Source organism: Collinsella aerofaciens (genome assembly GCF_901212495.1).
Classification (GTDB): Bacteria; Actinomycetota; Coriobacteriia; order Coriobacteriales; family Coriobacteriaceae; genus Collinsella; species Collinsella aerofaciens_H.
Window position 1 is genome coordinate 1 of record NZ_CAAKNY010000070.1, and the last position, 23,012, is coordinate 23,012.

At 60.9% G+C, this 23,012-nt stretch carries 21 protein-coding genes; 4 read left to right on the forward strand and 17 right to left on the reverse strand.

Annotated features, from left to right (window positions below; genetic code table 11):
• Nucleotides 1-94 precede the first annotated feature (94 nt).
• Nucleotides 95-1,732 carry an amidohydrolase gene (locus tag SFLMC1_RS08390; protein WP_226814200.1) on the reverse strand — a complete coding sequence of 546 codons (1,638 nt, stop codon included), beginning with the start codon at nt 1,730-1,732 and terminating at the stop codon, nt 95-97.
• A gap of 168 nt (nt 1,733-1,900) precedes the next feature.
• On the opposite strand from SFLMC1_RS08390, the gene SFLMC1_RS08395 reads away from it, so the two are divergent.
• On the forward strand, nt 1,901-3,364 hold the full coding sequence (locus SFLMC1_RS08395) for a M20 family metallopeptidase (RefSeq protein ID WP_152073376.1): 1,464 nt from the start codon (nt 1,901-1,903) through the stop codon (nt 3,362-3,364).
• 92 nt (nt 3,365-3,456) lie between these two features.
• On the opposite strand, the gene SFLMC1_RS08400 is transcribed toward SFLMC1_RS08395, so the two are convergent.
• From SFLMC1_RS08400 to SFLMC1_RS08460, 13 genes are all read right to left on the reverse strand, one after another.
• Nucleotides 3,457-3,957, reverse strand: coding sequence for a DUF2752 domain-containing protein (locus SFLMC1_RS08400; protein ID WP_152073375.1), 501 nt, complete (start codon nt 3,955-3,957; stop codon nt 3,457-3,459).
• Nucleotides 3,950-4,558, reverse strand: a complete 609-nt coding sequence (locus SFLMC1_RS08405; protein WP_152073374.1) for a DUF4234 domain-containing protein — start codon at nt 4,556-4,558, stop codon at nt 3,950-3,952. The genes SFLMC1_RS08400 and SFLMC1_RS08405 overlap by 8 nt, the downstream gene beginning before the upstream one ends.
• 194 nt (nt 4,559-4,752) lie before the next feature.
• Nucleotides 4,753-6,072, reverse strand: coding sequence for a zinc-ribbon domain-containing protein (locus SFLMC1_RS08410; RefSeq protein ID WP_187323919.1), 1,320 nt, complete (start codon nt 6,070-6,072; stop codon nt 4,753-4,755).
• Nucleotides 6,073-6,218: 146 nt separating this feature from the next.
• Nucleotides 6,219-7,241 carry a YitT family protein gene (locus SFLMC1_RS08415; RefSeq protein WP_152073372.1) on the reverse strand — a complete coding sequence of 341 codons (1,023 nt, stop codon included), beginning with the start codon at nt 7,239-7,241 and terminating at the stop codon, nt 6,219-6,221.
• Between the two features lie 207 nt (nt 7,242-7,448).
• The gene (locus tag SFLMC1_RS08420) at nt 7,449-7,973 is read right to left on the reverse strand and encodes an Asp23/Gls24 family envelope stress response protein (RefSeq protein WP_152073371.1); all 525 of its coding nucleotides are present in this window, start codon (nt 7,971-7,973) and stop codon (nt 7,449-7,451) included.
• Between the two features lie 44 nt (nt 7,974-8,017).
• Nucleotides 8,018-8,395: a DUF2273 domain-containing protein gene (locus SFLMC1_RS11330; protein ID WP_226814198.1), complete on the reverse strand. Its 378-nt coding sequence runs from the start codon at nt 8,393-8,395 to the stop codon at nt 8,018-8,020.
• Nucleotides 8,388-8,933 (reverse strand): hypothetical protein, encoded by a 546-nt coding sequence (locus SFLMC1_RS08430; RefSeq protein WP_187323920.1) that lies wholly within the window; start codon nt 8,931-8,933, stop codon nt 8,388-8,390. Before SFLMC1_RS08430 ends, SFLMC1_RS11330 begins: the two co-directional genes overlap by 8 nt.
• 165 nt (nt 8,934-9,098) lie before the next feature.
• A complete protein-coding gene (locus SFLMC1_RS08435; protein ID WP_152073370.1) occupies nt 9,099-9,905 on the reverse strand; it encodes a YebC/PmpR family DNA-binding transcriptional regulator in 807 nt (268 codons plus the stop codon).
• Nucleotides 9,906-10,070: 165 nt separating this feature from the next.
• Nucleotides 10,071-12,254: a DUF6020 family protein gene (locus SFLMC1_RS08440; protein ID WP_226814197.1), complete on the reverse strand. Its 2,184-nt coding sequence runs from the start codon at nt 12,252-12,254 to the stop codon at nt 10,071-10,073.
• A 142-nt stretch (nt 12,255-12,396) separates the two neighbouring features.
• On the reverse strand, nt 12,397-13,218 hold the full coding sequence (gene lgt, locus SFLMC1_RS08445) for a prolipoprotein diacylglyceryl transferase (RefSeq protein WP_152073369.1): 822 nt from the start codon (nt 13,216-13,218) through the stop codon (nt 12,397-12,399).
• 109 nt (nt 13,219-13,327) lie between these two features.
• The gene (locus SFLMC1_RS08450) at nt 13,328-13,606 is read right to left on the reverse strand and encodes a NifU family protein (protein WP_118377469.1); all 279 of its coding nucleotides are present in this window, start codon (nt 13,604-13,606) and stop codon (nt 13,328-13,330) included.
• A gap of 184 nt (nt 13,607-13,790) precedes the next feature.
• Nucleotides 13,791-14,315 (reverse strand): deoxycytidylate deaminase, encoded by a 525-nt coding sequence (locus tag SFLMC1_RS08455; RefSeq protein WP_117584124.1) that lies wholly within the window; start codon nt 14,313-14,315, stop codon nt 13,791-13,793.
• 84 nt (nt 14,316-14,399) lie between these two features.
• Complete coding sequence (locus tag SFLMC1_RS08460; protein ID WP_152073368.1) at nt 14,400-15,251, reverse strand: type III pantothenate kinase; 852 nt, start codon at nt 15,249-15,251, stop codon at nt 14,400-14,402.
• 229 nt (nt 15,252-15,480) lie between these two features.
• On the opposite strand from SFLMC1_RS08460, the gene SFLMC1_RS08465 reads away from it, so the two are divergent.
• Complete coding sequence (locus SFLMC1_RS08465; RefSeq protein WP_152073367.1) at nt 15,481-17,184, forward strand: OPT/YSL family transporter; 1,704 nt, start codon at nt 15,481-15,483, stop codon at nt 17,182-17,184.
• 200 nt (nt 17,185-17,384) lie between these two features.
• Here SFLMC1_RS08465 and SFLMC1_RS08470 read toward each other — a convergent pair whose 3' ends face one another.
• Nucleotides 17,385-20,234: a CAP domain-containing protein gene (locus SFLMC1_RS08470; RefSeq protein ID WP_187323921.1), complete on the reverse strand. Its 2,850-nt coding sequence runs from the start codon at nt 20,232-20,234 to the stop codon at nt 17,385-17,387.
• A 147-nt stretch (nt 20,235-20,381) separates the two neighbouring features.
• Here SFLMC1_RS08470 and SFLMC1_RS08475 point away from each other — a divergent pair, with 147 nt between their 5' ends.
• On the forward strand, nt 20,382-20,684 hold the full coding sequence (locus SFLMC1_RS08475; protein ID WP_152073365.1) for a hypothetical protein: 303 nt from the start codon (nt 20,382-20,384) through the stop codon (nt 20,682-20,684).
• Here SFLMC1_RS08475 and SFLMC1_RS08480 read toward each other — a convergent pair.
• Nucleotides 20,663-20,854, reverse strand: a complete 192-nt coding sequence (locus tag SFLMC1_RS08480; RefSeq protein WP_152073364.1) for a hypothetical protein — start codon at nt 20,852-20,854, stop codon at nt 20,663-20,665. The two genes, SFLMC1_RS08475 and SFLMC1_RS08480, sit on opposite strands and share 22 nt — an antisense overlap.
• 305 nt (nt 20,855-21,159) lie before the next feature.
• Here SFLMC1_RS08480 and SFLMC1_RS08485 point away from each other — a divergent pair, with 305 nt between their 5' ends.
• Nucleotides 21,160-22,299 (forward strand): DUF389 domain-containing protein, encoded by a 1,140-nt coding sequence (locus SFLMC1_RS08485; RefSeq protein ID WP_152073363.1) that lies wholly within the window; start codon nt 21,160-21,162, stop codon nt 22,297-22,299.
• Between the two features lie 125 nt (nt 22,300-22,424).
• Here SFLMC1_RS08485 and SFLMC1_RS08490 read toward each other — a convergent pair whose 3' ends face one another.
• The gene (locus SFLMC1_RS08490) at nt 22,425-22,874 is read right to left on the reverse strand and encodes a hypothetical protein (protein ID WP_152073362.1); all 450 of its coding nucleotides are present in this window, start codon (nt 22,872-22,874) and stop codon (nt 22,425-22,427) included.
• Nucleotides 22,875-23,012: the final 138 nt, after the last annotated feature.

A 23,012-nucleotide genomic window follows, 5' to 3' on the forward strand; every position in this document is an offset into this window, starting at 1 on the left:
TTCATGCCCTCCGGTCCGCCCCGGGAGCCAGGTTGACTAATTCGGGCCCGGCATTCAGAAAAGTCAGTGCAGCAAAATGGCGATGCGGATGGGGTTAGCGCTCGTAGATTAAGTTACCTGCCAGGTAGGTGGCCTGAACCTTGGTAGCCTGGAGCTCTTGTGGGGCAACGGTGAGCGGGTTTTGATCCAGGACTACCAGATCGGCGTATTTGCCGGGCTCCAGGCTGCCGAGGTTTCGCTCGTCGCCTGCCGCGTAGGCGCTGCCCAGGGTGTAGTTGCGCAGAGCTGTAGCCGCGTCAATGCGTTCGCTGGGGAGCCAGCCGCCCTCAGGCCAGTGGCTGCGAGGGTCTTGGCGCGTGATGGCCGTGTAGAACACGTTCATGCTGGTAACGGCTGTGATGGGGCTATCGGTACCGAAAGCTTGGCGGATGCCGCGCTGCTTATAGGTCGCAAACGGCCACATGATGCGGCTGCGCCCCAGGCCCAGATCGCGCTCCGGGCCACCCGGGTCGAGCGTGATGTGGCAGGGCTGGCTCGAGGCAATGATATTGAGCTTGTGCAGACGGTCGATGTCCTGAGGCAGCAAATTCTCCAGATGCTCGAGCGTGTTATGACCGTGCGGGGGCAGACCGTAGAGCTCTGCCGCCTCCTCAAAAATATCGAGCGCAGCATGGATGGCACCGTCGCCGATAACGTGGATGCGCACGGTGTGGCCACGCTCGGCTGCCGCCAGAACCAACTTGCGCATGCGCTCGACAGGAACCGTCAGACGGCCCCGGTCACCCGGGAAGCGCGGATTGGTATACGGCTCGGTGAGATATGCCGTGTGTGCACTCGACACACCATCGAAGAATTGTTTAAAACCAGGTGCCGAGAGCAGCGTGTTGTTCGCGTAGCGGGTCTGGAGTTCTTCCAAGCGCGATTGGTCATCCAGCAGCGTGGGGAACAGGTGAGCGCGAATGCCCAGCTTGCCGGCGGCCTGCAACTTGTCGTAAACATCGTCGCGAATAAAATCGCAGCCCGGCATGGGCATGAGCGACATATCGCAGATTGAGGTGATGCCTTGCTCGGCCATACGCTTCATCTGGTCGGCGTAAGCGCTCGCGATGCGGTCCTCGCCCAGCCACTCCAGGCAGCGCGGCAGCAGCTGCATAGCAGCTGCCTCGTGGACAATACCCGTAAGCTCACCGTTTGAGTCTTTGTCGTAACTGCCACCCGCCGGAGGCTCGCTGTCGCGCGTCACGCCGAGGGCTTCGAGCGCGCGGCTGTTGAGCCACAGGGTATGCCCATCGCCCGAATACATAACACAGGGGCGATCGGGAAAAGCAGCATCGAGCGACGCCTTGGTGGGGTGCTCGGGCGGATCCCAACGGTAATCGCGCCAGCCCTGCGTCACGACCCAGGCGTCGTCGGGCAGGCCCTGAGAAAACTCAAGCGCGTGCTGCACCAGCGCCGCCTCTGACGTGCCCATATCCATGAGCATGTACGGCGAGGAGCCAACCGAAGTATGGAAGAAATGCAGGTGCGCATCGTGGAAACCGGGGCAGACAAACTGCTCGCCGTAGTCGACAATCGGCGTGGTGGCAGGGGCGGCGGCAATCACGTCATCAGGCGCGCCGATCGCAACGATGCGATCGCCTGCAATGGCAATCGCCAGTTCGCGGGCGGCATCGATGCCATCTTGCGCGGTAAAAACATTCTTGGATCGGATAATCCGAACGATATGCTGCATGGGCATCCCCATCTCTGGCAGGAAATTCAACACCCCCGAGTGTACTCCCCCACTCCTGTTACAAAACCCCAAGCGGCAAACGGCACCTTTGCCACGCCAAGTGGCAGGTGGCATACTGGAGAGAGCCTGTACGATTTTGCGATCGAGCTAGCAAGGAGCAAATCGACTATGACGAAGACCAAGGCACAGCAGATTATGGCGGCAACCGAAGTTCGCGCGGCAGATGACGTCACCGCAGCCATCCGGGATATCGCCGTCGAGTTTGAACCCTATATCATCAAGCAGCGCCGGCACTTCCACAAGCACCCGGAGCTGAGCCTTGCCGAGGAGCGAACGACCTCCGACATCGCCAACCAGCTCGACGCCATGAATATCCCCTACGAGCGTCCGCTCAAGACAGGCTTGGTGGCAACGCTTCGCGGCACCGCGCCCGACGCCTATCGCGAGGACGGCACGCCGCGCCGCCGTATCCTGCTGCGCGCCGATATCGACGCCCTGCCCGTCACCGAGCAGACCGGCGAGGAGTTCGCCAGCGTCAATGAGGGTTGCATGCACGCCTGCGGTCACGACTGCCATATCGCCATGATGCTCGGCACGCTGCAGATCCTGCGCCATATGACCGACGACATCCACGGCGAGATCCGCATCGTCTTCCAGCCCAGTGAAGAAAACGGCCAGGGCGCAAAACTCATGATCGGCACGGGTGTGCTCGACGGCGTCGACGGCGCCTACGCCGCGCACATCTGGAGCGAGGTCGACGCCGGCACCGTGAGCTGCGAGCCCGGCCCGCGCATGGCCAATACCGACTGGTTCCGCATCGACGTTCGCGGTACCTCATGCCACGGCGCCATGCCCCAGCGCGGCCACGACGCCGTTATGGTGGCGGCAGAGATTGTCAACGCCCTGCAGACCATCGTCTCACGCGAAATCAGCCCCTACGAGCCTGCTGTCATCACTGTCGGCGAGCTGCACGGCGGCACCGCACGCAACGTCATCGCCGGCACAGCCTACCTCGCCGGCACGGTGCGTACCTATGGCGATTCGACGCACGAGGAAATGCCCGAGCTCATGCGCCGCATCGTGGAGCACACTGCGGCGGCCCTGGGCGCCGAGGCCGAACTTACCGACTACACCATCGCCAACTATAAGGTCGAAAACGACGTCGCCTCGAGCGAGCGTTGTCGTCAGGCCGTGGTCAAGTGCCTGGGTGCGGCCGGCGAAGGCCATTACCGTGGCACGCTTTCGGGCGAGGACTTCTCGGAGTACCTGCGCCGCGTACCGGGCGTGCTCGCCTTTGTCGGTACGCGCAATCCCCAGATCGGCGCCACCTATGCCCAGCACTCCTGTTTCTACAAGATCGACGAGAGTGTGCTCGCCAAGGGTTCCATGGTAGCCGCCCAGTATGCCATCGACTTTTTGGTCGAGCCCACGCAAGAGGAGCTCGACGGCCCCACGATCACCGCGGTTGCCGAAACCAACCCCGACTTGGCCGCCAAACTGCGCTCTGCCAAGGCAACGGCCGCTGAGGCGCGCGACGCCATGCACGATGCCCGCACCGCCCGCCATGCTGCGATTAAGGGCATCCATGATGCGCGGGCTGCCGCTCGCAACGAAGAAAAGCCTAACGCGTAACCTGCACGATGCTTTAAACACCCATTCAAAATAATGAGAGGGCGGATGTTGGAACGAGCATCCGCCCTCTCATTATTTGTCAAACGCTATTTCTACCATTTCAACCCTGCCCCCAAATGGCAGAGCCATCGCGGTTGTTCGAGGTGGATGATATCGGTGGGAACTCCAGCAGGTGCGTGACCACCAAAGAGCAGGCCCGCGTCTGCCGGGTTGATAAGGCGCACAATCCACACGGCGATGACCAGCACGCACAGCACGGTGACCGCAATGTCGATACCACGCTTTCGTTTGCTCGATGCCACCTCCTCGCGCACGAACGCGAGCACAAACGCAATCGGCACCACCCAAAACAGCGGATGGTAGGCAAAGGCCGCCGCAAAATCGAGGCGCAGCGCCGCCAGCCACGCCCTCGTCATACCGCATCCCGGACAAGGAATGCCCGTCATCAATCGAAAGATGCAGCCGATGTCGAGCAGGTAGAGCGCGAGCCAGGCGACAAAGAGCGCGCCGGTGTAAGAAAGGGCGCGGCGAAGGAGCTCCGCCGTGCCCTTATGTCCCTGGGAGCTGTTCACGCCGCCTTTATTGTTAGGCATGAGCGCCAAGACGGATGTTGTAAGCCGTTGCCATGGCATTGGTATTATTGATGATGATGTTCATGGCAAAGATGGGGCCAAGACCGCACAGCAGCACGCCGATGATCTGCCACAGAAGAACGGTGGTGCCGTTTTCCTGGAACACCAGGCCGTAGCGAGGAGCGTTGGCCTGCAGGCGGTTGCCAATCTTGTAATACCAGTAGTACGCGTAGAAGCCGCAGGTCACAAATGACAGCAAGATGAATGCCGCCAGACCCGGCGTGGAATCGCCGTCGTCCTGGCACATGACATTGATGTCGCGGGCCAAGCAATACAGGAAGTAGAACGAATAGATACCGCAGGTCACAAGAGAGAGCAGCAGCCAGCCGATCAGGCTGCGGTCAGCCTTGACGGGGCCATAGCCCATCGGAGCGGATGCGGACTGTTGGGCGTACTGACCGGTGTACTGCTGCTGAGGCTGGGGCGCGGGCTGAATAGTCTGGGCCGGAGCGGGCTGGGGCTGCGGGGCCGCAGCGGCAGAAGCGGCACCAACGGCGGATCCGCAAACAGGGCAGAATTTGGCATCATCCGAAATGGGAGAGCCGCAAGTGGGACAGAACATCAACTTCTCCTTTTCCTAAGGCGTCGCACGCCTTCAAACCTTACACGTCTATGTTCTCAACAATAGCCGCGACGTTGTTACGCAACATTGATCAATTTCCGAGAAATATTGCCGCAACCGTTTTCCAGGCATTTTCTTGCTTTCGCCGTAGAAAAAGGCACCCCGGGTTCAGTTGCCCAGGGCGCCTCGACCGACTATTCGGTTTGATTGTTTTCGTCCGCAGGAGCCTCGCCCGACTCGTCAGCCGGCGTGGCGACGGCGGCCCAATCGGACTCCGTGGGCGTGGCCTCGGGCTCCGGTGCCGGGGCGGGTGCCGGGGCAGGCGCGGGCGCCGGGGCAGGCGCGGGCGCAGGCGTAGGCGCAGTACCAGTGGCGGCCGTAGGATTGAATCCCACAGGTGTAGGCTTCTTCTCGCCCGGAAGCACAAACGTCAGGACATCGTCGGAATCCTCGTCGGCCCACTCACTGGCATGACGTGCCGCCCAATAGCCAACGGCGCGATACTTGAGCATCTTGCCAAACACAATGAAAAACACCGAGACAAAGGCAGTGATCATCAGGAACAAGATGAGCACGATGCCGCCGCCCCTAAAAATCGCCTCGAGGCCCGAAGGAGAGTAATAGCCGTAATAGCCATAGCTGCTGAGACCAAGGGCTGCAAAGGAACCAAAGATGACGGTGAAGACCCCCATGATGATATTCGAAACAATGCCCGTCAAAACCTCGGGAAGAATCGAGGCGCAGAACAACTTGCCCAAATTGGCCTTGTAGGGCTTCCAAACCTTCTTGAGCGAAAACGCGCTCTCCATGCGGCCGGCGACCGCAAAGTGCATCACAGCGGCATCGCCAAACATCCTAAAGAAGATGCCCAGCACAAACGAGACGAACAGGGCAAAGACGAGCCACCCCATTGAGGCGATGAGGGTGCTCTCAAGGCCGCTCGAACCATAGAAATAATACGAACCGACAGCACCGATCCCGGTGCTCTCAATCACCGAGAGCACCCCGCCAATCACCGGGATAGCGGCGATGAACTCGAGCACGCCCGTAATGACAGACGAGAAGATGCCTAGTCCAAACGAGGTCGAGCGCAGCAGCGGACGCTCCATACCGTCATCATCCTTGAGCGACAGGTCGCGACCCCACTCGATAGCAAAGCCGGCACCGCACACGCTTGCCACGTAAGCGAGCAAAAAGCCAATGGCCGCCGCAATGCCACCGGTAACGGGGATGAACAGCACCAGCACCGACACGACGCAGATGAGCGCCGGCAAAAAGGCGATCTGGCACACGCGAACCAGGGCGCCGGGAACCTTAATCATGTCGTTGAAAGCCTGTGTCATGCAGCCCTTGGGCACGTTCATGACCGGCTGGGGCGCAACGAACGGCTGGGGCTGAAACTGGGGCTGCGAAGCAGAGGCAGCAGCCCGAGGGGCCGCGGTACTGGGAGCACCGCACACGCCGCAGAACTTATCGTTGTCGCCCATGGGGGCGCCGCACTGCGAACAAAACATCGAAATCATCCCTTCGTATCTTGAGCCAATCCTCAAATCGGAACCAATGTTTTGCACCATTATCGCCCAACATGAGGACAAATGTGCCCGAATGGCCATGAGGCAATGTAAAGGGTCTGTCGCAGCAGTTTAAAGTGAGCCGACCGCTAATTCGTACCGCGGAAGCCCTTACCGACAATCTCGGAACTGTCGACGATCGTGATGAACGAGCCCGGGTCGATCTCGCGGACATAGCGGCGCAGCTGCACGGCCTCGCGACGGCTCAGCACGCTCATGATCACCGTGACGCACTTGCCCGAGAAGGCGCCGTAGCCACGGCTGATCGTTGCCGTGCGGTTGAGATGCTTGACGATAAACTCCTCGACTTTGAGCGGTTCGGCGCAAATAATCGTACAGACCTTGCGCAGGTGAATACCCTCGATAGCCTTATCGACCACGAGCGTCTTGGCAAACAGACCGAGCACGCAGTACAAACCGACGCGCGGGCCGTACAAGAACGCCGCGATGGCCACGATGCCGATATCGACCAGCAGCAGCGCACGGCCAATCTCGAGCGTCGTGCGGCGTTTGAGGATCATGGCGAGGATGTCTGTGCCGCCCGTGGAGGCGCCAATATCGAAGACGATGGCACTGCCGAGGGCCGGTAGGATCACGGCAAAGCACAGGTCGAGCCACATATCGCCCGTCATCGAGACATCGGTCGGAATGAAGAGCTCGAACAGCGAGACATAGGCAGAAAGCGCAAACGAGGCAAAAACGCTCCAAAGAATCGCCTTGCGGTCCAAGAAGATGAAGCCCAAGACGACCAGGACCGCGTTGATGATCCACATAAAGACACCGACGGGCAGGGTCGGAAACAGCGTGGACAGGATAACCGACACGCCCGAGGTGCCGCCAAAGGCAAAGTGGTTGGGAGTTTTAAAGGCCACGATGGCGAACGCCGTGAGAATCAGGCCCAGGTTGAGCTCGGCGAAAAAGCGTGGGAAGCCTGGCTCCTGGCTGCGCTTTTGGCCGGCACGCTCGCCACGCTCGATATCGGCGCGATCGACCACACACTCCATCGGCACCACGGGAGGACGATGCACCTCCTCGGCTGCACGCGATGCCGCCTCTGTCGCGGCGGCCTCAATCGCCCATGCCTCGCTTTCTGTTTCGTGTTCGTCGGCCATTACGGCAACCCCTCGTTAGCAATGTGGAAACAATGCGCCCATTAGGGTAACGCGGAACGCAGCGATTGCAACCCCTAGTTAGATGAGCGGTATGCCTGCATCGGGGGCATACAAATAACGGTCGGCCGCACATGCATCCGTGCGGCCGACCGTTTAGTATTTCCGCAGATAAAACCTGCCAAAATAAACCTGTCCCTTTTTAGTAGGTTACTCATGCTGGTTGGTGCGGTGCTCGTACTCCTCGGGGGTGATGACATCCTCAATGCGCAGGTTGACGCCTGCCACCTCAAGGCCGGTCATTGCAGCCAAGCGCTCGGTGACGCGTGCCTTAACGTCGTCGAAAATTGCGGGCGCATAGGCACCGTACTCGATGATGACCGAAATGTTGACGACCACGCGGTTGTCGTCGGTGACCTCGACCGTCACGCCCTTGGTCAGGTTCTCGGCACCAAACTGTTCCTGCACAAAGTGCATAAGGTTACCCTTCATGCCCAGAACGTGCGGCACCTCGCGGGTGGCCATGGCGACGATCTTCTCGATCACGCCGTTGGAATAGGTCAGCGAGTCCTCGGACTCGTCCGCCCCCTCGTCCATCTCCTCGTTGTCCTCGTCCGCATCGGACTCGGCCTCGACGAGTGCCTCGTCCTCGAGCGTCACGTCCCCAGCATCGGCGATGGCCTCGTTCGCCTCGAGCTCGGTCTCGGCTACATCGACCTTCGTGTTAAAAGCCATGGTTCCTCCTTATGCCTGCCGCGGATGCGACAGTCGAATACGTATTAACGGCCGCTAAACAGGCGCCCGAAGAAGTTGACGATGCCGTTTTCGCCATCACGAATCTGGCCAATCACGGCACCGATGAGCACAAAGAACGCGATGACGAGCGTATCCCACAGGCCCAGCGTAAGCACCAGCACGGCGAGGATAAAGCCAGCAACGGCGCCGAGCGTGGTGTTGGGATGGCGTACGGCGTAGCTCCAGATGGCAGCACCCGTGCCTTTGATGAGACCCATGGCCTCGTCAAAGTCGTTGGCGGCGCTGTCGTGCTGCTCGCCGGCCTCGGGCTTGGGGTCGGCGGACTCGCCTGCCGGCGTAGCGTTCTGGTCGATCGTCAAGCGCGGCGTGCGGGCGGTCTTGTCTTGGTTGGTATCACTCACCGGAAACCTCCACGGTCTGGACGGTAGTCTTGGACGGCAAAAAACGGACGCGCGCGGTCGTGCCCGGCGTGCCGAGCATGGTGTCGCAGGCCTTCTCGATGCGCTGCTGCATCGAGGTGGCAAGGGAAGCGACGTCTTTATCATCGAGCGCGATGGCGTCGACCTTAAAACGGACGCGCGATTCGTCGGAACCCTGCACGCGTGCCTCGACATGCTCGATCATCACACGGTCGTCGCGCTCTGCCGCAGCACGAGCACACGAGGAGAGGGCCGCGAGCGTGACCTCGATATTGCGCTCCCCCGCCGGATGCACGCAGGACGGCTCGCGACGAGCAAACATCAGGCGGAAGAAACCCACGAGCACGCCGAGCGCCACGACACCACCGCACGCCGTAACAACGATACGCGGCGCAGCATCGCGCATCAGCAGCATAAAGCGATAGGTGTATGGCCCCCAAAACTGGCAGATAAGCGTGCCCAGCGCCACGATGGCGGCGGCAAGATACACAATCGCTAGGGCTCGTTTGAGTACGCGCACGCGCGCTCCCTTCAGGTTTCGGTCCACAGAATGCAAAACGATTCGCATCATTATAAAAGAGCCGGGTCCGGTGCTGTACGCACGCGGATCCGGCTCATCTATTCCACGAGACTTGCATGCTCGCATCATTATGCCCAGATATGCACGGCTTAACCCGTGCAGGCGCTACTCCTCCTCGAGGGCAGCGATGACCTCGTCGGTCATGTCCATGGTGCTGTAAACATCCTGGACGTCGTCGAGCTCCTCGAGACGGTCGATGAGGCGCTGAACCTTCTTGGCGTCGGCGCCGGAGACCTCGGTCGGGGTGGTCGGGACCATGGTGGTCTCGGAGCCCTTGACCTGGACGCCCTGCTCCTCGAGCGCCTTGGAAACAGCCATGACGTCATTGGCGGCGGTCCAGACGATCCACTCCTCGCCGGCGTCCTCGTAGTCCTCGCCGCCGGCCTCGGCGATGGCCATCATGAACTCATCCTCGTCACCGGCAGCACCGTTGGCGATCATGATCTCCTTCTTGGCGTTCTCGTCCAGGATCTCCTTGGCGACGACGATCTGGCCCTTGCGCTCAAACTGGAAGGCGACGGAGCCGGAGGTGCCCAGGTTGCCGCCAGCGTGGGAGAAGGCGGAACGGACATCGGCGGCGGTACGGTTGCGGTTATCGGTCAGGCAGTCGACGTAGACGGCAACGCCGGCAGGACCATAGCCCTCGTACACGATGTTCTCGTAGACGGCGGCGTCGGCACCCGAACCGAAGGCCTTGTCGATAGCGGACTTAATCTTGTCCTTGGGCATGGACTGAGCTTTGGCCTTGGCAACGGCAGCGGCGAGGCTGGCGTTGTTCTCGGGCAGCGGGTCACCGCCGAGACGGGCAGCAACGGTGATGTTGCGGCTCAGCTTGGAGAAGAGGGCGGAACGCTTGGCGTCCTGCGCGCCCTTACGATGCTTGGTTGTGGCCCACTTAGAGTGTCCGGACATACGTGTCTCCTATCGGTTTCGGCCTAAAGCCCAGCGCAGATGCCGGGGCAATATAAACAAACGTCGTTATGATATACCTACTGGCCTGCGAGATAAACCCCAAAATGAAGGCGTCGTGATGATGCAACCCCTTGGCGCCAAGTAACCTGTCCCCTTTGCACCACATTAGGACCAGAGGAGGTCGCTGCGGGTGATGGTGGCGCCAATGGCAAAGGGCATGCAGACGATGACCGGATACAGGTAGCGCATGTAGGTCGAGCCGTTGCAGGGACCGATCAGGCACACGGCGAGCACGCCCAGCAGCGGCACCCAAATGGCCAGCCCGCGCCACGAATGACGACGTAACAGATAGACCACCACGGCGATCATGATCCACACATAGGTGGCCGAGCTCATGGTGAGCGAGATAAACGGGACGCGTTGTACTGCCACGCGATACAGGTTGCTCAGGTGGTCGCACCAGCGCACGACCTTGCTATCGACCGGATGGAAGTCGAAGTACTTGAGATTATCGGGGCGTGCCATAATCTCGGCACTGCGCGCCGTGCTGTAGACCCACGCATCGCGGGCACTCGGATAAAAGTAGCCGTAGTAGTTATTGATGAGCGCCGAGATATAGCACTCGGGATCCTTTTTGAACATCTGGGCCCACACCTCAAAATAGGCCTTGATGTCCTCCTGCGAGGCGTACTCGTTAAAGCAATTTTTGACGGCGTCCGACTTATCCGGGTCGTAACGGTGGCCCAGATTGTCGTACTTGAGTACCCGGTCGATCACGGAACGCTCCTCATCGGTCACCAAGCCGTCGCAAGGAGCCTCCACGATGGTGCCGTCCTCCTTAACCGTGGGGTTGACGCCCGAGTTGAGGCCGTCGTGCTTTTGGACGAAACGAGCCGTCTGCTGGAACGGAATCGAGAGGATTTCGCGCTTGGAACCAGGCGTGATGTCGTGTGCCGGCATAAAGACCTTAGTGAAGTACATATTAGAGGCAAGGCAGAGTGCAAGCACCGCAAGAACTCCCACCCAGCGGAAACGCGGGATGGCGCCCGAAGGCGCAGTGCCAGCCTGCTTGTCTGCCCGATGGGCCACATGCGCGTCCCATGCGCAAAACGCCGCCGCGATTATGCATGCTGCCAGGGGAAACACCAGGCCGCCGTTGCGCAGAAACGTGGAACCCAGGGCGCCCAGAGCGAGCAGCAGCCAGTCATGGCGCGCAAAGAGCACGGGCCTGGGATCGCCCGCACGCTCGGCATTGGCATAGCGACGGGGCAGGCCGCAGGCAACGAGCTTCACGGTTTGCACGAGCAAAACCAAAAATGCGTCGGCAAAGAGCACGTCTTTGGTAAGCAGTGCCGCGTAGTTGGAGAACATGGGCATAAACACAAAGAACAGCAAGGTCACGCCGCGGACCGGCAGGCTCACGCCCAGCTTGCGCAGCGACGAGATGGAATAGGCCATGCAGGCGGCCGTAATGACGAACTGAGTGCAGGTGTAGATGGCAAGACCTGCATTGGCGCTGTTGAACAGTGAAAGCCCCAGCTGGACGCACGAACCGATGATAGCCGTGTGCACCACGGGGTGATGACCGTTGAGCAACACATTAGGATTGAGCAGACGCAGATAGTCACTTGTGCCGTTGGGATAGTTGAACCACTGGCGAATCTGCGCACCCGTATCTCCCATAAAAAGGCCGGGCAGCGAAGCGATGAGCGTGGGCGCCCAGGCGATCATAAGCACCAGAAAGGGCCCGGCAAAGGGATGGACCGAGAGCGCGGCGTGAGCCACACGCCATACGCGGCCAAAGTGCGCTTCGGAAAACGGAATGCGCCGAGAGCTCAGCCAATCTAGACACTCAAAGGCAAGGTAGAAGGCAACGACCGCCAAGAGCATCCAGCCCACACCGCCGATCCAGGCGCAGATGATGCGCGCCTTGTCGCCGAGCACGATCTCGGCCGAATCGGTGAGGTCGTAGCTGCGGCCAAACACCATGCAGACGGCAAAGAACAGCGACGGAAGGACCACCGAGGGACGCCAAGCGTCGCCGCGGCCAAAGAATACGTAGCGAAACGGCAGCGTGAGCAGGCAGGCAAGTGCAAGCAGCATGACCGCGTCGGTATGGCCGGCAAACGAGAGGAGCACCTCGTAGCACACGTACAGCGCACCCGTCGCTTTGGGGTCAATCGCCAAGACTGCATTGCTCGACACCGGGGCGGGATCGATGGAAAACGCCGTGGTCGTCAACAGCGCGAGCAAAAATGCGATAAGCGTCTGCTTGGCGGGGTAGCGCTTAAACCAAACGATGCGGGCAGCGTCGCGCGCAGCCGTTGTGGAGAGGTCGGAATCCTTCACAGTCCGAAAGCCTTTCTAGAAACCTGCCAAAAAGGGACAGGTTTATTTTGGCAGGTTTTATCTGGGAAAACGTTACGATTTTGTCATCGTTGCCCAGCGAACCACCACAAAGGTATCTGTCCCCTTTTGATGGTTTTGGTGGTTAGGCATCCAGGTAGATGCGCTGGGGGCGATTGCGGTGTCGGGCGAAGATGATGAGCGCCAGACCGGCGATCACGAGCGGCAAACTCAGCAACTGGCCCATGGTGATGACGCCGCCCAGCAGATAGCCCAGCTGGGCATCGGGCACGCGCACGAACTCAACGAGAAAGCGGACGATGCCGTACCCCATCACGAACACGCCCATAAACGTGCCCTGGGGCAGCAGCGGCTTTTTGCGGCTGAGCACCTGCAGAATGCAAAAGAGCACGATGCCCTCAAGAAATGCCTCGTAGAGCTGGGAGGGATGACGCGGCATATCGCCCGCGGTGCCGCCAAAGACAACACCCCAAGGCAGGTCGGTCGGCTTGCCCCACAGCTCACCGTTGACAAAGTTGGCACAACGGCCCAGGCACAGGGCCAGCGGGGCGCCTATGACGGCAAGGTCTGCCAAAGTCCATGCGTCGAGCTTATACATGCGGCACACGATGATGCCGCCGATAATGCCGCCCACCAAGCCGCCATGGAAGCTCATGCCGCCCTCGTTAGTGGCAAAGATCTCGAGCGGGTGGGTCCAATAGTAGCCATCGCCGTAAAAGACGACGTAGAACAGGCGCGCACCGATAATGAGGCCAAAGACCACGCCGACCACGACACTCGTCAGGTCGTCAATCGTGATGTTAAAGCCCCAGCGACGCTGCGTGCGGTACATGACGACCGCCGTGAGCAGGGCGCCGACCACATAGGCCAGACCATACCAGTAAATCGTGATGGGCCCCGCCGAAATCGCGACAGGATCAAGCATATGGTAGAAGTCGTTGAGCATGTCGACCCTCCTACTCCCTACATACAAATGCGGCCGCGGGCCTTGCGCTCGCAGCCGCATATTTGGACGTAACGTCTATGCGGAGTATGTCGTCCGCAGCCTTCGCATCTTAGAACGGCGCGTACTCGTCGTACAGGTCGTCGGCCTCACCGGAGGCATTGACCTGCTCGACGCGGGTAACGCCGGGCACATGCTCCTTCAGGATGCGCTCGATGCCCATGGACAGGGTCAGCGAGCTCATGGGGCAGCCGGCGCAGGAGCCCTGCAGTTCCAGCTTGACGACGCCCTCGTCGTCGACGCCCACATACTCCATATCGCCGCCGTCGGCCTGCAGGTTGGGGCGAATCTCTTCAAGAACCTTCTTAAGCAGCTCTTCGTTAACAGCCACAGGGGCTCCTTTCTCACAATAACGCGGGCGCGCCCGCGGACAGAAGCTATGTTACTACAGCCATGTACCCGCTCACGAGCCGTCCATGCGCGCAGACGCGACTTTCACGAGCAGTCAATTTGGCAGTCAATTTGGGACGGGGCTCTTTTAGCTGCCTTTTGTTGCCAGCTGGCGTTGCCACGCGCTACTGCCGAGCCTGTCCCCCGGTACCAATCTGGACATCGACGATAACCTGGCGGTAGCTGATGCCGCAGGAGTCGAGGATTCGACGGCTGATACGGCCGTCGTCGGTATCGGCATACTTGTTGTCCAGGTAGACGACCTCGCCTACACCTACCTGTGCCAGAATCTTGGCACAGTCGTGGCACGGGAACAGCGTGACGTAGACCGTGGAACCCTCGAGGTCTTTGAGCGAGCCGCGGTAGTTGAGCACGGCGTTTGCCTCGGCATGCACCACGTAGTTGTGCTTATCCTGCAACGGGTCGTCGCTCGTTCCCCACGGGAAAAAGTCGTCGTTGAGCGCCGAGGGCGTACCGTTGTAGCCCACCGAAAGAATGCGGTGGTTGGTGCTGGCGATGCACGCGCCCACCTGCGTGTTGGGGTCCTTGCTGCGGCGCTGCGCGGCGATAGCCACACTCATAAAGAACTCATCCCAGCTAATAACGTCGCGGCGCTTGCCCGACGCGGTTTGATGAAGATCGTCCGACATGGCAGACACCTCCGAAATCGCAATAGTCTGACCCATTGTAGCAGGTGGAAGGTGGGGGCGTTTGTCCCACCGGCGCCCTCACTTTTACACGCGGCGGGGCTTTTGGTTGATGTGGTAGAGCTCGGCGAGACCCCGCAGTGTCAACGCGTCATCGACCGTCAGGCTATGACCGACCAGGGCCGCAAGCGCCTTGGCATCGTCGCCGGTAATGAGGATGGGCACATCGCCCTCCCCCGCGGTCTTGGTCGCGCGCATCTCGGCGAGCACCATGTCGAGCATGCCGTCGATGCGGGCCACCTCGCCCAAAACCACGCCCGAGCGCATGGCCTCACGCGTGTTGCGGCCGATGACGTGAGTCGGCGCCGAGGGCTCAACCTGAGGCAGGCGCGCCGCAGCGGCCGAGAGTGAACGGGCGCCGAGCGCCAGCCCCGGCGCGATAACGCCGCCGACAAAGGTGCCGCGCGCGTCGATAACCTCGATATTGGTCGTGGTGCCCAGGTCGATCACGATGCACGGCGAGCCGTAGACGGCGCGGGCCGCCACTGCATCGGCGATGCGGTCGGGGCCGATCTCGGCCGGATCGTCGTAGTGCACGGGCATGCCGGTCTTAAGTCCCGGCCCCACCGTGAGCACGCGCCCCGTGCAGGTACGGGAAAGTGCCGCCTTCCACGGGCGCTCGAGCGCCGGGACCACACAGCTCAGCACGGCCGCGGCGGGTGCGAGCACCCCGGGCACACCTGCATCGGCGGCGAGCGCGCCCATGACCTGCACAAGTCGCATGCGCGCCTCGTCGGCCGTAATACGGGACGGCGTCGTGATCTCGCACGTCGCAAGCGGACATTCCTGCGCCGCGGCCGAATCCTCTGCAAACAGGCCAAAGCGAATGAACGTGTTGCCCACGTCGACCGTCAATATATATGCGCACCCATTAAGCATCGTCGGCGCTCCTTTCGTCTGCCCAGCAGTATATCCCCGTCCCAGAATAATCATCCTTTGGCCGAGCCTGGGGCAGCTAAAAAAGCCCCGTCCCAAATGAACTGGCTTGCGGCTATACTGGTGCGCGGTCGCGCGCGAGCTCACGCGGCGGCCCTTGGTAACCCGACTTCCCGCGCCGTATCCGTAGCGGCGCTCCCGGGGGAAGCGGATATACGCAAAGGAGTTCTATATGAGCAATCCCTCGAACCGCACCTCGATGCGCGGTCAACTCACGCTGCGCGGCGTCGTCATCGGCGTCCTTGGCTGCATGATCATCACGGCAAGCTCGGCCTATACCGCCCTCAAGATGGGTGCGCTCCCCTGGCCGATCATTTTCGCTGCCGTCATTTCGCTGTTCTTCCTGAAGCTCATGGGCAACGCCAGCCTCAACGAGGCCAACGTCACCCACACCATCATGTCCGCGGGCGCCATGGTCGCCGGCGGTCTGGCGTTTACCATCCCGGGCGCCTGGATGTTGGGCTATGCCGACCAGATCAGCTGGCTCGACATGTTTATCGTGGCACTCGCCGGCACTATCCTGGGTCTGCTGGCCACGGCACTCATCCACCGTCACTTTATCGTGGACGCCGCGCTGGAGTTCCCCACCGGCAACGCCGCAGCTCAGACCCTGCGCGCCACCGAGGCCGGCGGCAAGACTGGCAAGCAGCTCTTTGGCTCCATGGCCATCGCAGGCATCTACAGCGTGCTGCGCGACGCTCTGGGCGTGGTGCCCAGCATGCTGTGCACGCTCAATATCCCCGGCGTGACCTTTGGCATCTACAACTCGCCCATGTTGCTGTCCATCGGCTTTTTGGTGGGCTTCGCCCCAGTTGCCTTTTGGTTTGCCGGCGCGCTGCTGGGCAACTTTGGCATTATCGTCGGCGGTACCGCTGCCGGCCTCTTCGATGTTGTGACCGCGCAGGGTGTCGTCAAGTCCCTGGGTATGGGCCTTATGATGGGCTTTGGCGTCGCCGTCGTCCTTAAAGACATCCTGCCGCAGGTCGCAGGTATCGTCCGCGGCCTCGCCGCCGACAGCTCCAGCGACACCGACGAGCAGTCGCTCATCTCGGGCTCCCTTAAGCTCGACGCCGGCATCATCGGCCTGGGCACCGCCGCCATCGCCGTGATCGTTGCCATCGCGCTCGACCTCGGTCCCGTCCCGGCTGTCATCGTCACGCTGTTCACCTTTGTCACCACCATCATGAGCGCTCAGAGCTGCGGTCAGACGGGTATCGACCCCATGGAGATCTTTGGCCTCATCGTCATGCTCATCGTGGCAGCCTTCGCGCAGCTCACGCAGGTCAAGCTGTTCTTTATCGCCGGCATCGTTGCCGTGGCGTGCGGCCTTGCGGGCGATGTCATGAACGACTTTAAGGCCGGCGCCGTGCTGGGCACCAACCCGCGCGCGCAGTGGGTCGGCCAGGCCATCGGCGGCATCGTGGGCGCCCTGGTCGCTGCCGCTGTCATGGTCGCGCTCGTCACCGCCTATGGTCCGGACGCCTTTGGCCCCGACAAGAGCTTTGTGGCCGCGCAGGCAAGCGTGGTCGCCACCATGGTCTCGGGCATCCCGAGCGTGCCGTGGTTCGTAGGCGGCTTTATCGCCGGCATCGTCATGTACTGGCTCGGCATTCCGGCCATGATGATCGGCCTGGGCGTGTACCTGCCGTTCTACATGTCGCTCACGGCCTTCCTGGGCTCCTGCATCAAGCTCGCCTACGACAAGTGGGCCGCACGCCGCGACGCCGCCGCCGGTCTTTCGGACGAGGAGAAGGCCGCCAAGGATGCTGCCTTCCAGGAGCAGGGCCTGGTCGTTGCCAGCGGTCTGCTGGGCGGCGAGTCCATCGTCGGCGTTATCCTGGCGTTTGTCTCCGTGGGCTTGAGCCTGCTGGGCTAAGCTGAGCGGCTGCTCGGCAGCAACTATATTGCCTACGATTTGCCCGGTCGATAGCTTTCGCGGCTGCCGACCGGGCTTTTTGATACCAACGCAAAAAAAGGCCGGCGTGCTGTGATACGCAGCGCGCCGGCCTTATCGTTTGGCTATCGAGGCAGTCCTGCTATGAACCGAAGTTCGTTGCAGAATCTACGCTCGAAACGCTACATCTGCTTGCGACGACGATCACCCAGCGTCACGCCCGCGGCCACGAGCGTAATACCGCCGATAACGAAGACCTCGCCCGCAAGCGCGGAGTCATCACCGGTCTGGGCAAGTGCTCCCGACTCAGCCTTCTTCTTGGCGGCAGGGGCCTTGGCGACAGGAGCCTTTGCGGCAGCCTGCGCAACCTGAGGCTTGGCCTGCGGCTCAGCCTTGGGATGATACTTGTCGTACTCGGCCTGCGCGGCAGCAAGGGCATCCTTGGCATCGCCAAACTCGGCAAGCGCGGCGGCATAGGCGTCGTTGGCGTCGGACAGCTTGGCATCGGCATCGCTCAGGGCAGCCTTGAGACCAGCGGCGGCATCGACGGCAGCCTTATAGCGAGCGTAGGCGGCGTTCAGCTTGACCAACTTCTCGTTGCCCGTCGTGCCCGCGGCAAGGGAGGCCTTGTGGTCGACGGCCTCAAGATCGGCCTTGAGTGCCTCGTCGTTGGCAAGCTCGGCCTTGGCCTTGACGATCTCGAGGTTCGCATCGACGACGGCCTCGTTGGCGGCCTCGAGCTGTTTCTGGGCATCGGCGACACCGGCGACGGCAGCGTCATAGGCGGCCTTGGCGTCGTCGACCGCCTTCTGGGCGCCGGCGAAGCGCTCGAAGGCCTTGTTTGTGCCGGCCAGCTCGCCCTCGGCAGCCTTGGCCTTGGCCTGCGCGTCGGACACAGCCTGCGCCTTGGCGGCAACTGCCTGCTTGGCGTCCGAAAGAGCGGTTGCGGCCTGGACATCTGCGGCCTGGGCCTTGTCTACACCATCCTGGGCGATGTCGTCGGCCTTCTTGGCCTTGTCAAGGGCGCCCTGCTTGTTCGTAAGGTCCGTCTTGGCAGCATCACGCTTGGCGGTAAGGTCCTTGACCGAAGCGGTGGCATCGTCATAGGCCTTATTGGCCTTGTCGGACTTTGCCTTGGCGGCATCGCGGGCGCTGCGAGCCTTTGCCTTGCGAGCAGCGGCCTCTGCCGCCTTCGTCTTGCTGTCGGCCAACGTGGCATTTGCCTTATCGAGAGCCGCCTGGGCAGTAGCCGCCTTGCTCTTGGCGGCATCGAGCTTGGCCTGAGGCGTCATGACATCGATGCCCTTAAGCTCGGCTTCGGCAGCGTCATAGGCGGACTTGGCGGCAGCAGTAGCGGACTGAGCCTTCTCGTATTCGCCCTTGGCGGTGTTCATATCCGTGTCGGCCGCGGTATAGGCGTCTTGCGCGTCCTTCTGATTATTGAGAGCGGCGAGATATGCCGTATCGGCCGTGCCCAGCGTCTTCTGCGCCTGGGCGAGCTTGCCCTGAAGCTGCTTCAGCTGTTCCTTCTGCTCCTGCGTGCCGCCTGCGTTGTAGGCGGAATCGATGTAGTCGTTGACGAGCTTCTTGAACTCGGAGACAGTGAAATCAGCCTGAGTGTCATCAGCGCTGTAATCGAAGATGGTTACCTCGGAATCGGTGTTCTTACCGCTACCGGTCGCGATGCCGATAGCCTTCATACCGGCATCGATGATGTTGAGATAGTGCCCGCACTCATGGTAGATGCTGTTGTAGTGCTGGTAGATATAGTAGGAATCATATCGATGGCTTCCAAGTGCGTCGCCATACTGCGCGACGTACTTATCGAATGCCTCCTTCTCCTGGGTATAGAGGCCGGTGTAGGGCCAGCCGAGGGTATCCTCGGTCTCGCCACCGGTGTATGCGCCGCCTCCGCCGGCAAGATTTTCACCGTTATCCCAGTAACAGCCCGAGTGTCCCCAGATGTTCGATGAATATGATGTATTAAGGGCGGCTGCCACAGTCATGCGGAGGCTGACGCTGAGCGCCGACTGACCGTTCGCCTTGCGGAGGTTGTTCTGGGTGTCGAGATATGTCAGGGCGTTGCGCATCTGCTCCAGGGAAAGCGGGTTGGTGTCGCGAGACATGTCCTGATCGACGTACTTGTCATACCATTCGGCCTTGTCATCGGCGCCGGTCAATGTCGATACGGCATCCTGGGCGTTCTTTTTCTGCGTGGCCGTGAACTGGCTGCCGCCGATGATGTAGTTCATGAAGCCGAACATACCCTGGCTGATGACATTCTGGTCTACGGTCATGTTTGACTTGAGGTCGGCAATCTGCTGGTTAAGCTTGTCGACCTCGGCGTTCGCGGCATCGTATGCCTTCTTGGCGGTATCGGATGCGGCGCATGCCGTCTCCCACTCGCTGTGCTTCTGCTTGCGAACCTCGACGAGCCGGTCGTACTCGGCCTTCTTGTCGCCCTCGGTCTGCTGCGCTTGCTCGTATGCGGTCTTAGCGGTGGTGTACTTGCCGGTCGCATCGCTGAGCTTCGCGTTCGCCTCGTCGTATGCAGCCTGCGCGGAGGACACAGCAGTATTGGCGGAGTTGACACGCTCCTGAGCAGCAGGAACGGCAGCCTGGGCGTTTTTGAGATTTGACTGTGCGGTAGCGTCGGCAGCAGTCGCGGCGTCAAGGGCGCTCTGCGCGGTAGCAAGCTCGTTGGCGGCGGTGTTCTTAGCAGCCTCGAGCGCATCCAGATCGACACCCGTGCCAGAAGTAGCGGCATCGAGCGCGGCCTGCGCCTGATCCAGCTTCTGCTGGGCGTTGTCACGTGCGGTGGTTGCAGTAGCGAGGGCAGCGGCGGTCTGCTGTTTCTTTGCCTGAGCGGATGTCAGAGCAGACTCGGCATCCCTCTTTGCCTGCTCAGCATTGGCGGCGGCGGTCTTAGCGGCATCGAGCTCACCCTCGGCAGTCTTCACATCGGCGTTCGCTGCATCGAATTTTGCCCGCGCGTCCTCGACGGCCTTCTTGGCGGCCTCGTATTTATCCATGCCCATGGCCTCGAGCTTGGCCTCGGCGTCATCGAGGGCTTTCTTAGCTTCGTCGCGCTTTGTGTTGGCATCCTTGAGCGCCTGGGTCTTGTCATCGACCCTCTTATTGGCCTGATCGAGCTGGTCGTTCAGGTCGCCCAGCTTCTTTTGCTGTTGCTCGGCCTTGTCGACGGCCGCCTTAAGCTCGTCGATCTTCTCCTGAAGCGCGGCGACTTCTGCCGCGTTCTGCTCGGCCGTGTTGTCGCTCAGGGCCTTAGTAGCATGGTCTCTGTGCTGCTGGGCCTGCTGCTGAGATTGAGCCGCGGCATCAACCTTCTTCTGGGCGGCATCGTAGGCCGTCTGAGCGTCCTTGAGCTGCTTTGCCGACTCCTCCGCCAGCTGGGCAGCCGTCTTTGCGACCGCTTGGTTACCGGCGGCAACGGTGTTCTCTACAGAACTACCCCCCCCTGAACAGAATCGCCGTTATCGGTTGACGGTGCGGCGATTGCCGCCAGCGGCGACATGAGCGGCTGAGCGATGAGGCCCGCCGTCAAAACGGTTGCGACGGCATGGTTAGCAACGCCCTTGACGTTGACGGCCTTTGCCCGAGGCTCAAAGTGTTGTGGACTGTAGTTTGCCATGGCTTTCTCCCTTTGACACGGATGTATCCATACGCATCAAAATGTAGGAGCTGATTTTTGAATTCTGTTGCGCAACATTGGTCACCGGCGAAGTTTTTGAAACTAACACCTCATGACATCACAATTTCGACACATATGAGGGCGTTCGTAAATCATATTTTCATGAGGCAGCGTCCAGTTTGCCATGTACGCTTGTTCTTACGTCATCCGCCCTGCCAGCCGGCATCCAACTAGCACCCCGCCCGCCACGGTGTAGAGTAAGGGCGACGGGCGGGATATGCGGCCCGTGCCAGAATGGGGTAAACATGGAGCTCGACAAACAACAGATCAAGCGACTGCGCGAGCGCCATCATCGGCGCCATGGCATCCGCCCCGCCCATAGCGAGGCCATGGAGAACGCAAGCCGCTTTCTAAAGCAGGCATTCAACATTCGCGAGGGTCGCGCGCCCTACCACGTGATTCGCAAGCGCTTTGTAAACGGGGCGCGGCTGACCGGCTCTCACCTGTGCATCCTCATCATCGCCATGCTCATCGCGAGCATCGGCCTCGATATCGACTCGGACATCGCCATTGTAGGCGCCATGCTCATCTGCCCGCTCATGGGCTCAGTCCTTGCCATGGCATACGGCATTGCTACGCTCGACCGCGAGATTACCGTCGAGGCCATTGCCGGCCTCGCGCTGCAGATGGTCCTTTGCCTGGTCACGTCCACACTATATTTTAAGCTCTCGCCCCTTGGCACCACCACGGCCGCCATCATCGACAACTCGACGCCCACCGTATGGGACCTTGCCGTCGCGCTCGCGGGCGGCTTTGCGGGCGGGCTGGGCAACTCGCGCGATCAGGAGCCTTCGACGCTCATTGCTGGCGTAGCCGTGGCGACCGCGCTCATGCCGCCCCTATGCGCAGCGGGTTACGGCATTGCCATCGCGAGCGGGTCGCTGTTTCTCTCGGCGCTTTATGAGTTTGGCATCAACGTGGTCTTTATCGCACTGGCTACCGAAGCCGTGCTGCTTCTTTTGCGCGTGCCGCTCAAGCGCGACCTGAACGGCGACGGTATTGTAACTGCCAAAGAAAACGCCGAGGTCAACGAGCTATCGCGCAAGGTGCGCCGCCGCATCATTGTGGGCACGGTAGTCTTTGCCATCCCCTGCATCGTTATGACCGCGGGGTCCATTGGCTCGGCGCAGGCCGGCGTGCAGGACGGCTACGGCGTCACCGAAACCACGCGCGAGCTCGCCGCGGTGCTTCCGGGCTTTAAGGATTACACCATCGCCGTCGAGACCTCGGCTACCGAGGGCGACAAGGAGGGCCTTGTCGAGCGCGAGATTGTCGCCCACGTGACGACAAGCGAGGCGCTTGGGGCACACGACCGTCATGTCGCCCGCAAGCTCATCGACCTCAATGTGCCCGAGCTCGATCGCGTGGAGTTCGATGTGAAGTGATGCCGACGCGGGATGAATGCCCGCACGGATGCAAGCTACGACGAGGCGCAGACGTGCTACGGACACGAACAAAGAGCGGGGTGCAGTTCATACCCGCGCCCCGCTCGCGGTTTTATTGCCGTGAATCAACTGTCCGGATCCACATCGCCAGACTCCACCGTAAACGCAGGTTTGGTGCTCACCAGATAAAATCGCGTCACTTTGCTATCTCTAGATAGATAGAGCTGGCCCTGCTCGCGTCCACGTGACATATACGCCACGTGGACCGTACCGAATTCTTCGCCGTTTTCCTTCTTTAATATCAGGATGTTGGGATCATCCGTACGCTTAAACTGCCCGTCAACGCTGCTTCCGTCTTTGTTGACCAGTTGCCATCGACAGCCATCCTCCTCATGAAAGGCAAGGATTTCCAGACTCGTTTTGTCATCCCGATAGAAACCATCAATGGCAAACCCTTCGGAAGCGCATTCCTGCATATAGGATGTTTCTCGACTTATAGCAAGCAGCCCTATAGCGCCCAAGAGCACAGCTAGGCAGACCACTGCAAGGGTCATCGAAATAGCACGGCGACCCATGTTAGCCCAACCGATAGTCGTTTAACGGAGCGCGAAACATACTTGGCACCTCCGATATCAGAGCAAGCGTCACCCGCAGCCCAGTGGCAGTCATATGTTTGCAATATCAAACCATATGACTGCCACTCGCGGGGAGAG

What these genes read in the sequence shown, in the direction of transcription:
- SFLMC1_RS08395 (WP_152073376.1), top strand. Translation starts at nt 1,901, where the DNA reads ATGACGAAGACCAAGGCACAGCAGATTATGGCGGCAACCGAAGTTCGC.
- SFLMC1_RS08465 (WP_152073367.1), top strand. Translation starts at nt 15,481, where the DNA reads ATGAGCAATCCCTCGAACCGCACCTCGATGCGCGGTCAACTCACGCTG.
- SFLMC1_RS08405 (WP_152073374.1), bottom strand. Translation starts at nt 4,558, where the DNA reads ATGTTCTGTCCCACTTGCGGCTCTCCCATTTCGGATGATGCCAAATTC.
- SFLMC1_RS08490 (WP_152073362.1), bottom strand. Translation starts at nt 22,874, where the DNA reads ATGGGTCGCCGTGCTATTTCGATGACCCTTGCAGTGGTCTGCCTAGCT.
- SFLMC1_RS08460 (WP_152073368.1), bottom strand. Translation starts at nt 15,251, where the DNA reads ATGCTTAATGGGTGCGCATATATATTGACGGTCGACGTGGGCAACACG.
- SFLMC1_RS08400 (WP_152073375.1), bottom strand. Translation starts at nt 3,957, where the DNA reads ATGCCTAACAATAAAGGCGGCGTGAACAGCTCCCAGGGACATAAGGGC.
- SFLMC1_RS08420 (WP_152073371.1), bottom strand. Translation starts at nt 7,973, where the DNA reads ATGGCTTTTAACACGAAGGTCGATGTAGCCGAGACCGAGCTCGAGGCG.
- SFLMC1_RS08470 (WP_187323921.1), bottom strand. Translation starts at nt 20,234, where the DNA reads ATGGATAAATACGAGGCCGCCAAGAAGGCCGTCGAGGACGCGCGGGCA.
- SFLMC1_RS08480 (WP_152073364.1), bottom strand. Translation starts at nt 20,854, where the DNA reads ATGGCAAACTACAGTCCACAACACTTTGAGCCTCGGGCAAAGGCCGTC.
- SFLMC1_RS08485 (WP_152073363.1), top strand. Translation starts at nt 21,160, where the DNA reads ATGGAGCTCGACAAACAACAGATCAAGCGACTGCGCGAGCGCCATCAT.
- SFLMC1_RS08455 (WP_117584124.1), bottom strand. Translation starts at nt 14,315, where the DNA reads ATGTCGGACGATCTTCATCAAACCGCGTCGGGCAAGCGCCGCGACGTT.
- SFLMC1_RS08415 (WP_152073372.1), bottom strand. Translation starts at nt 7,241, where the DNA reads ATGGCCGACGAACACGAAACAGAAAGCGAGGCATGGGCGATTGAGGCC.
- SFLMC1_RS08390 (WP_226814200.1), bottom strand. Translation starts at nt 1,732, where the DNA reads ATGCAGCATATCGTTCGGATTATCCGATCCAAGAATGTTTTTACCGCG.
- SFLMC1_RS08435 (WP_152073370.1), bottom strand. Translation starts at nt 9,905, where the DNA reads ATGTCCGGACACTCTAAGTGGGCCACAACCAAGCATCGTAAGGGCGCG.
- SFLMC1_RS08410 (WP_187323919.1), bottom strand. Translation starts at nt 6,072, where the DNA reads ATGTTTTGTTCGCAGTGCGGCGCCCCCATGGGCGACAACGATAAGTTC.
- lgt (WP_152073369.1), bottom strand. Translation starts at nt 13,218, where the DNA reads ATGCTCAACGACTTCTACCATATGCTTGATCCTGTCGCGATTTCGGCG.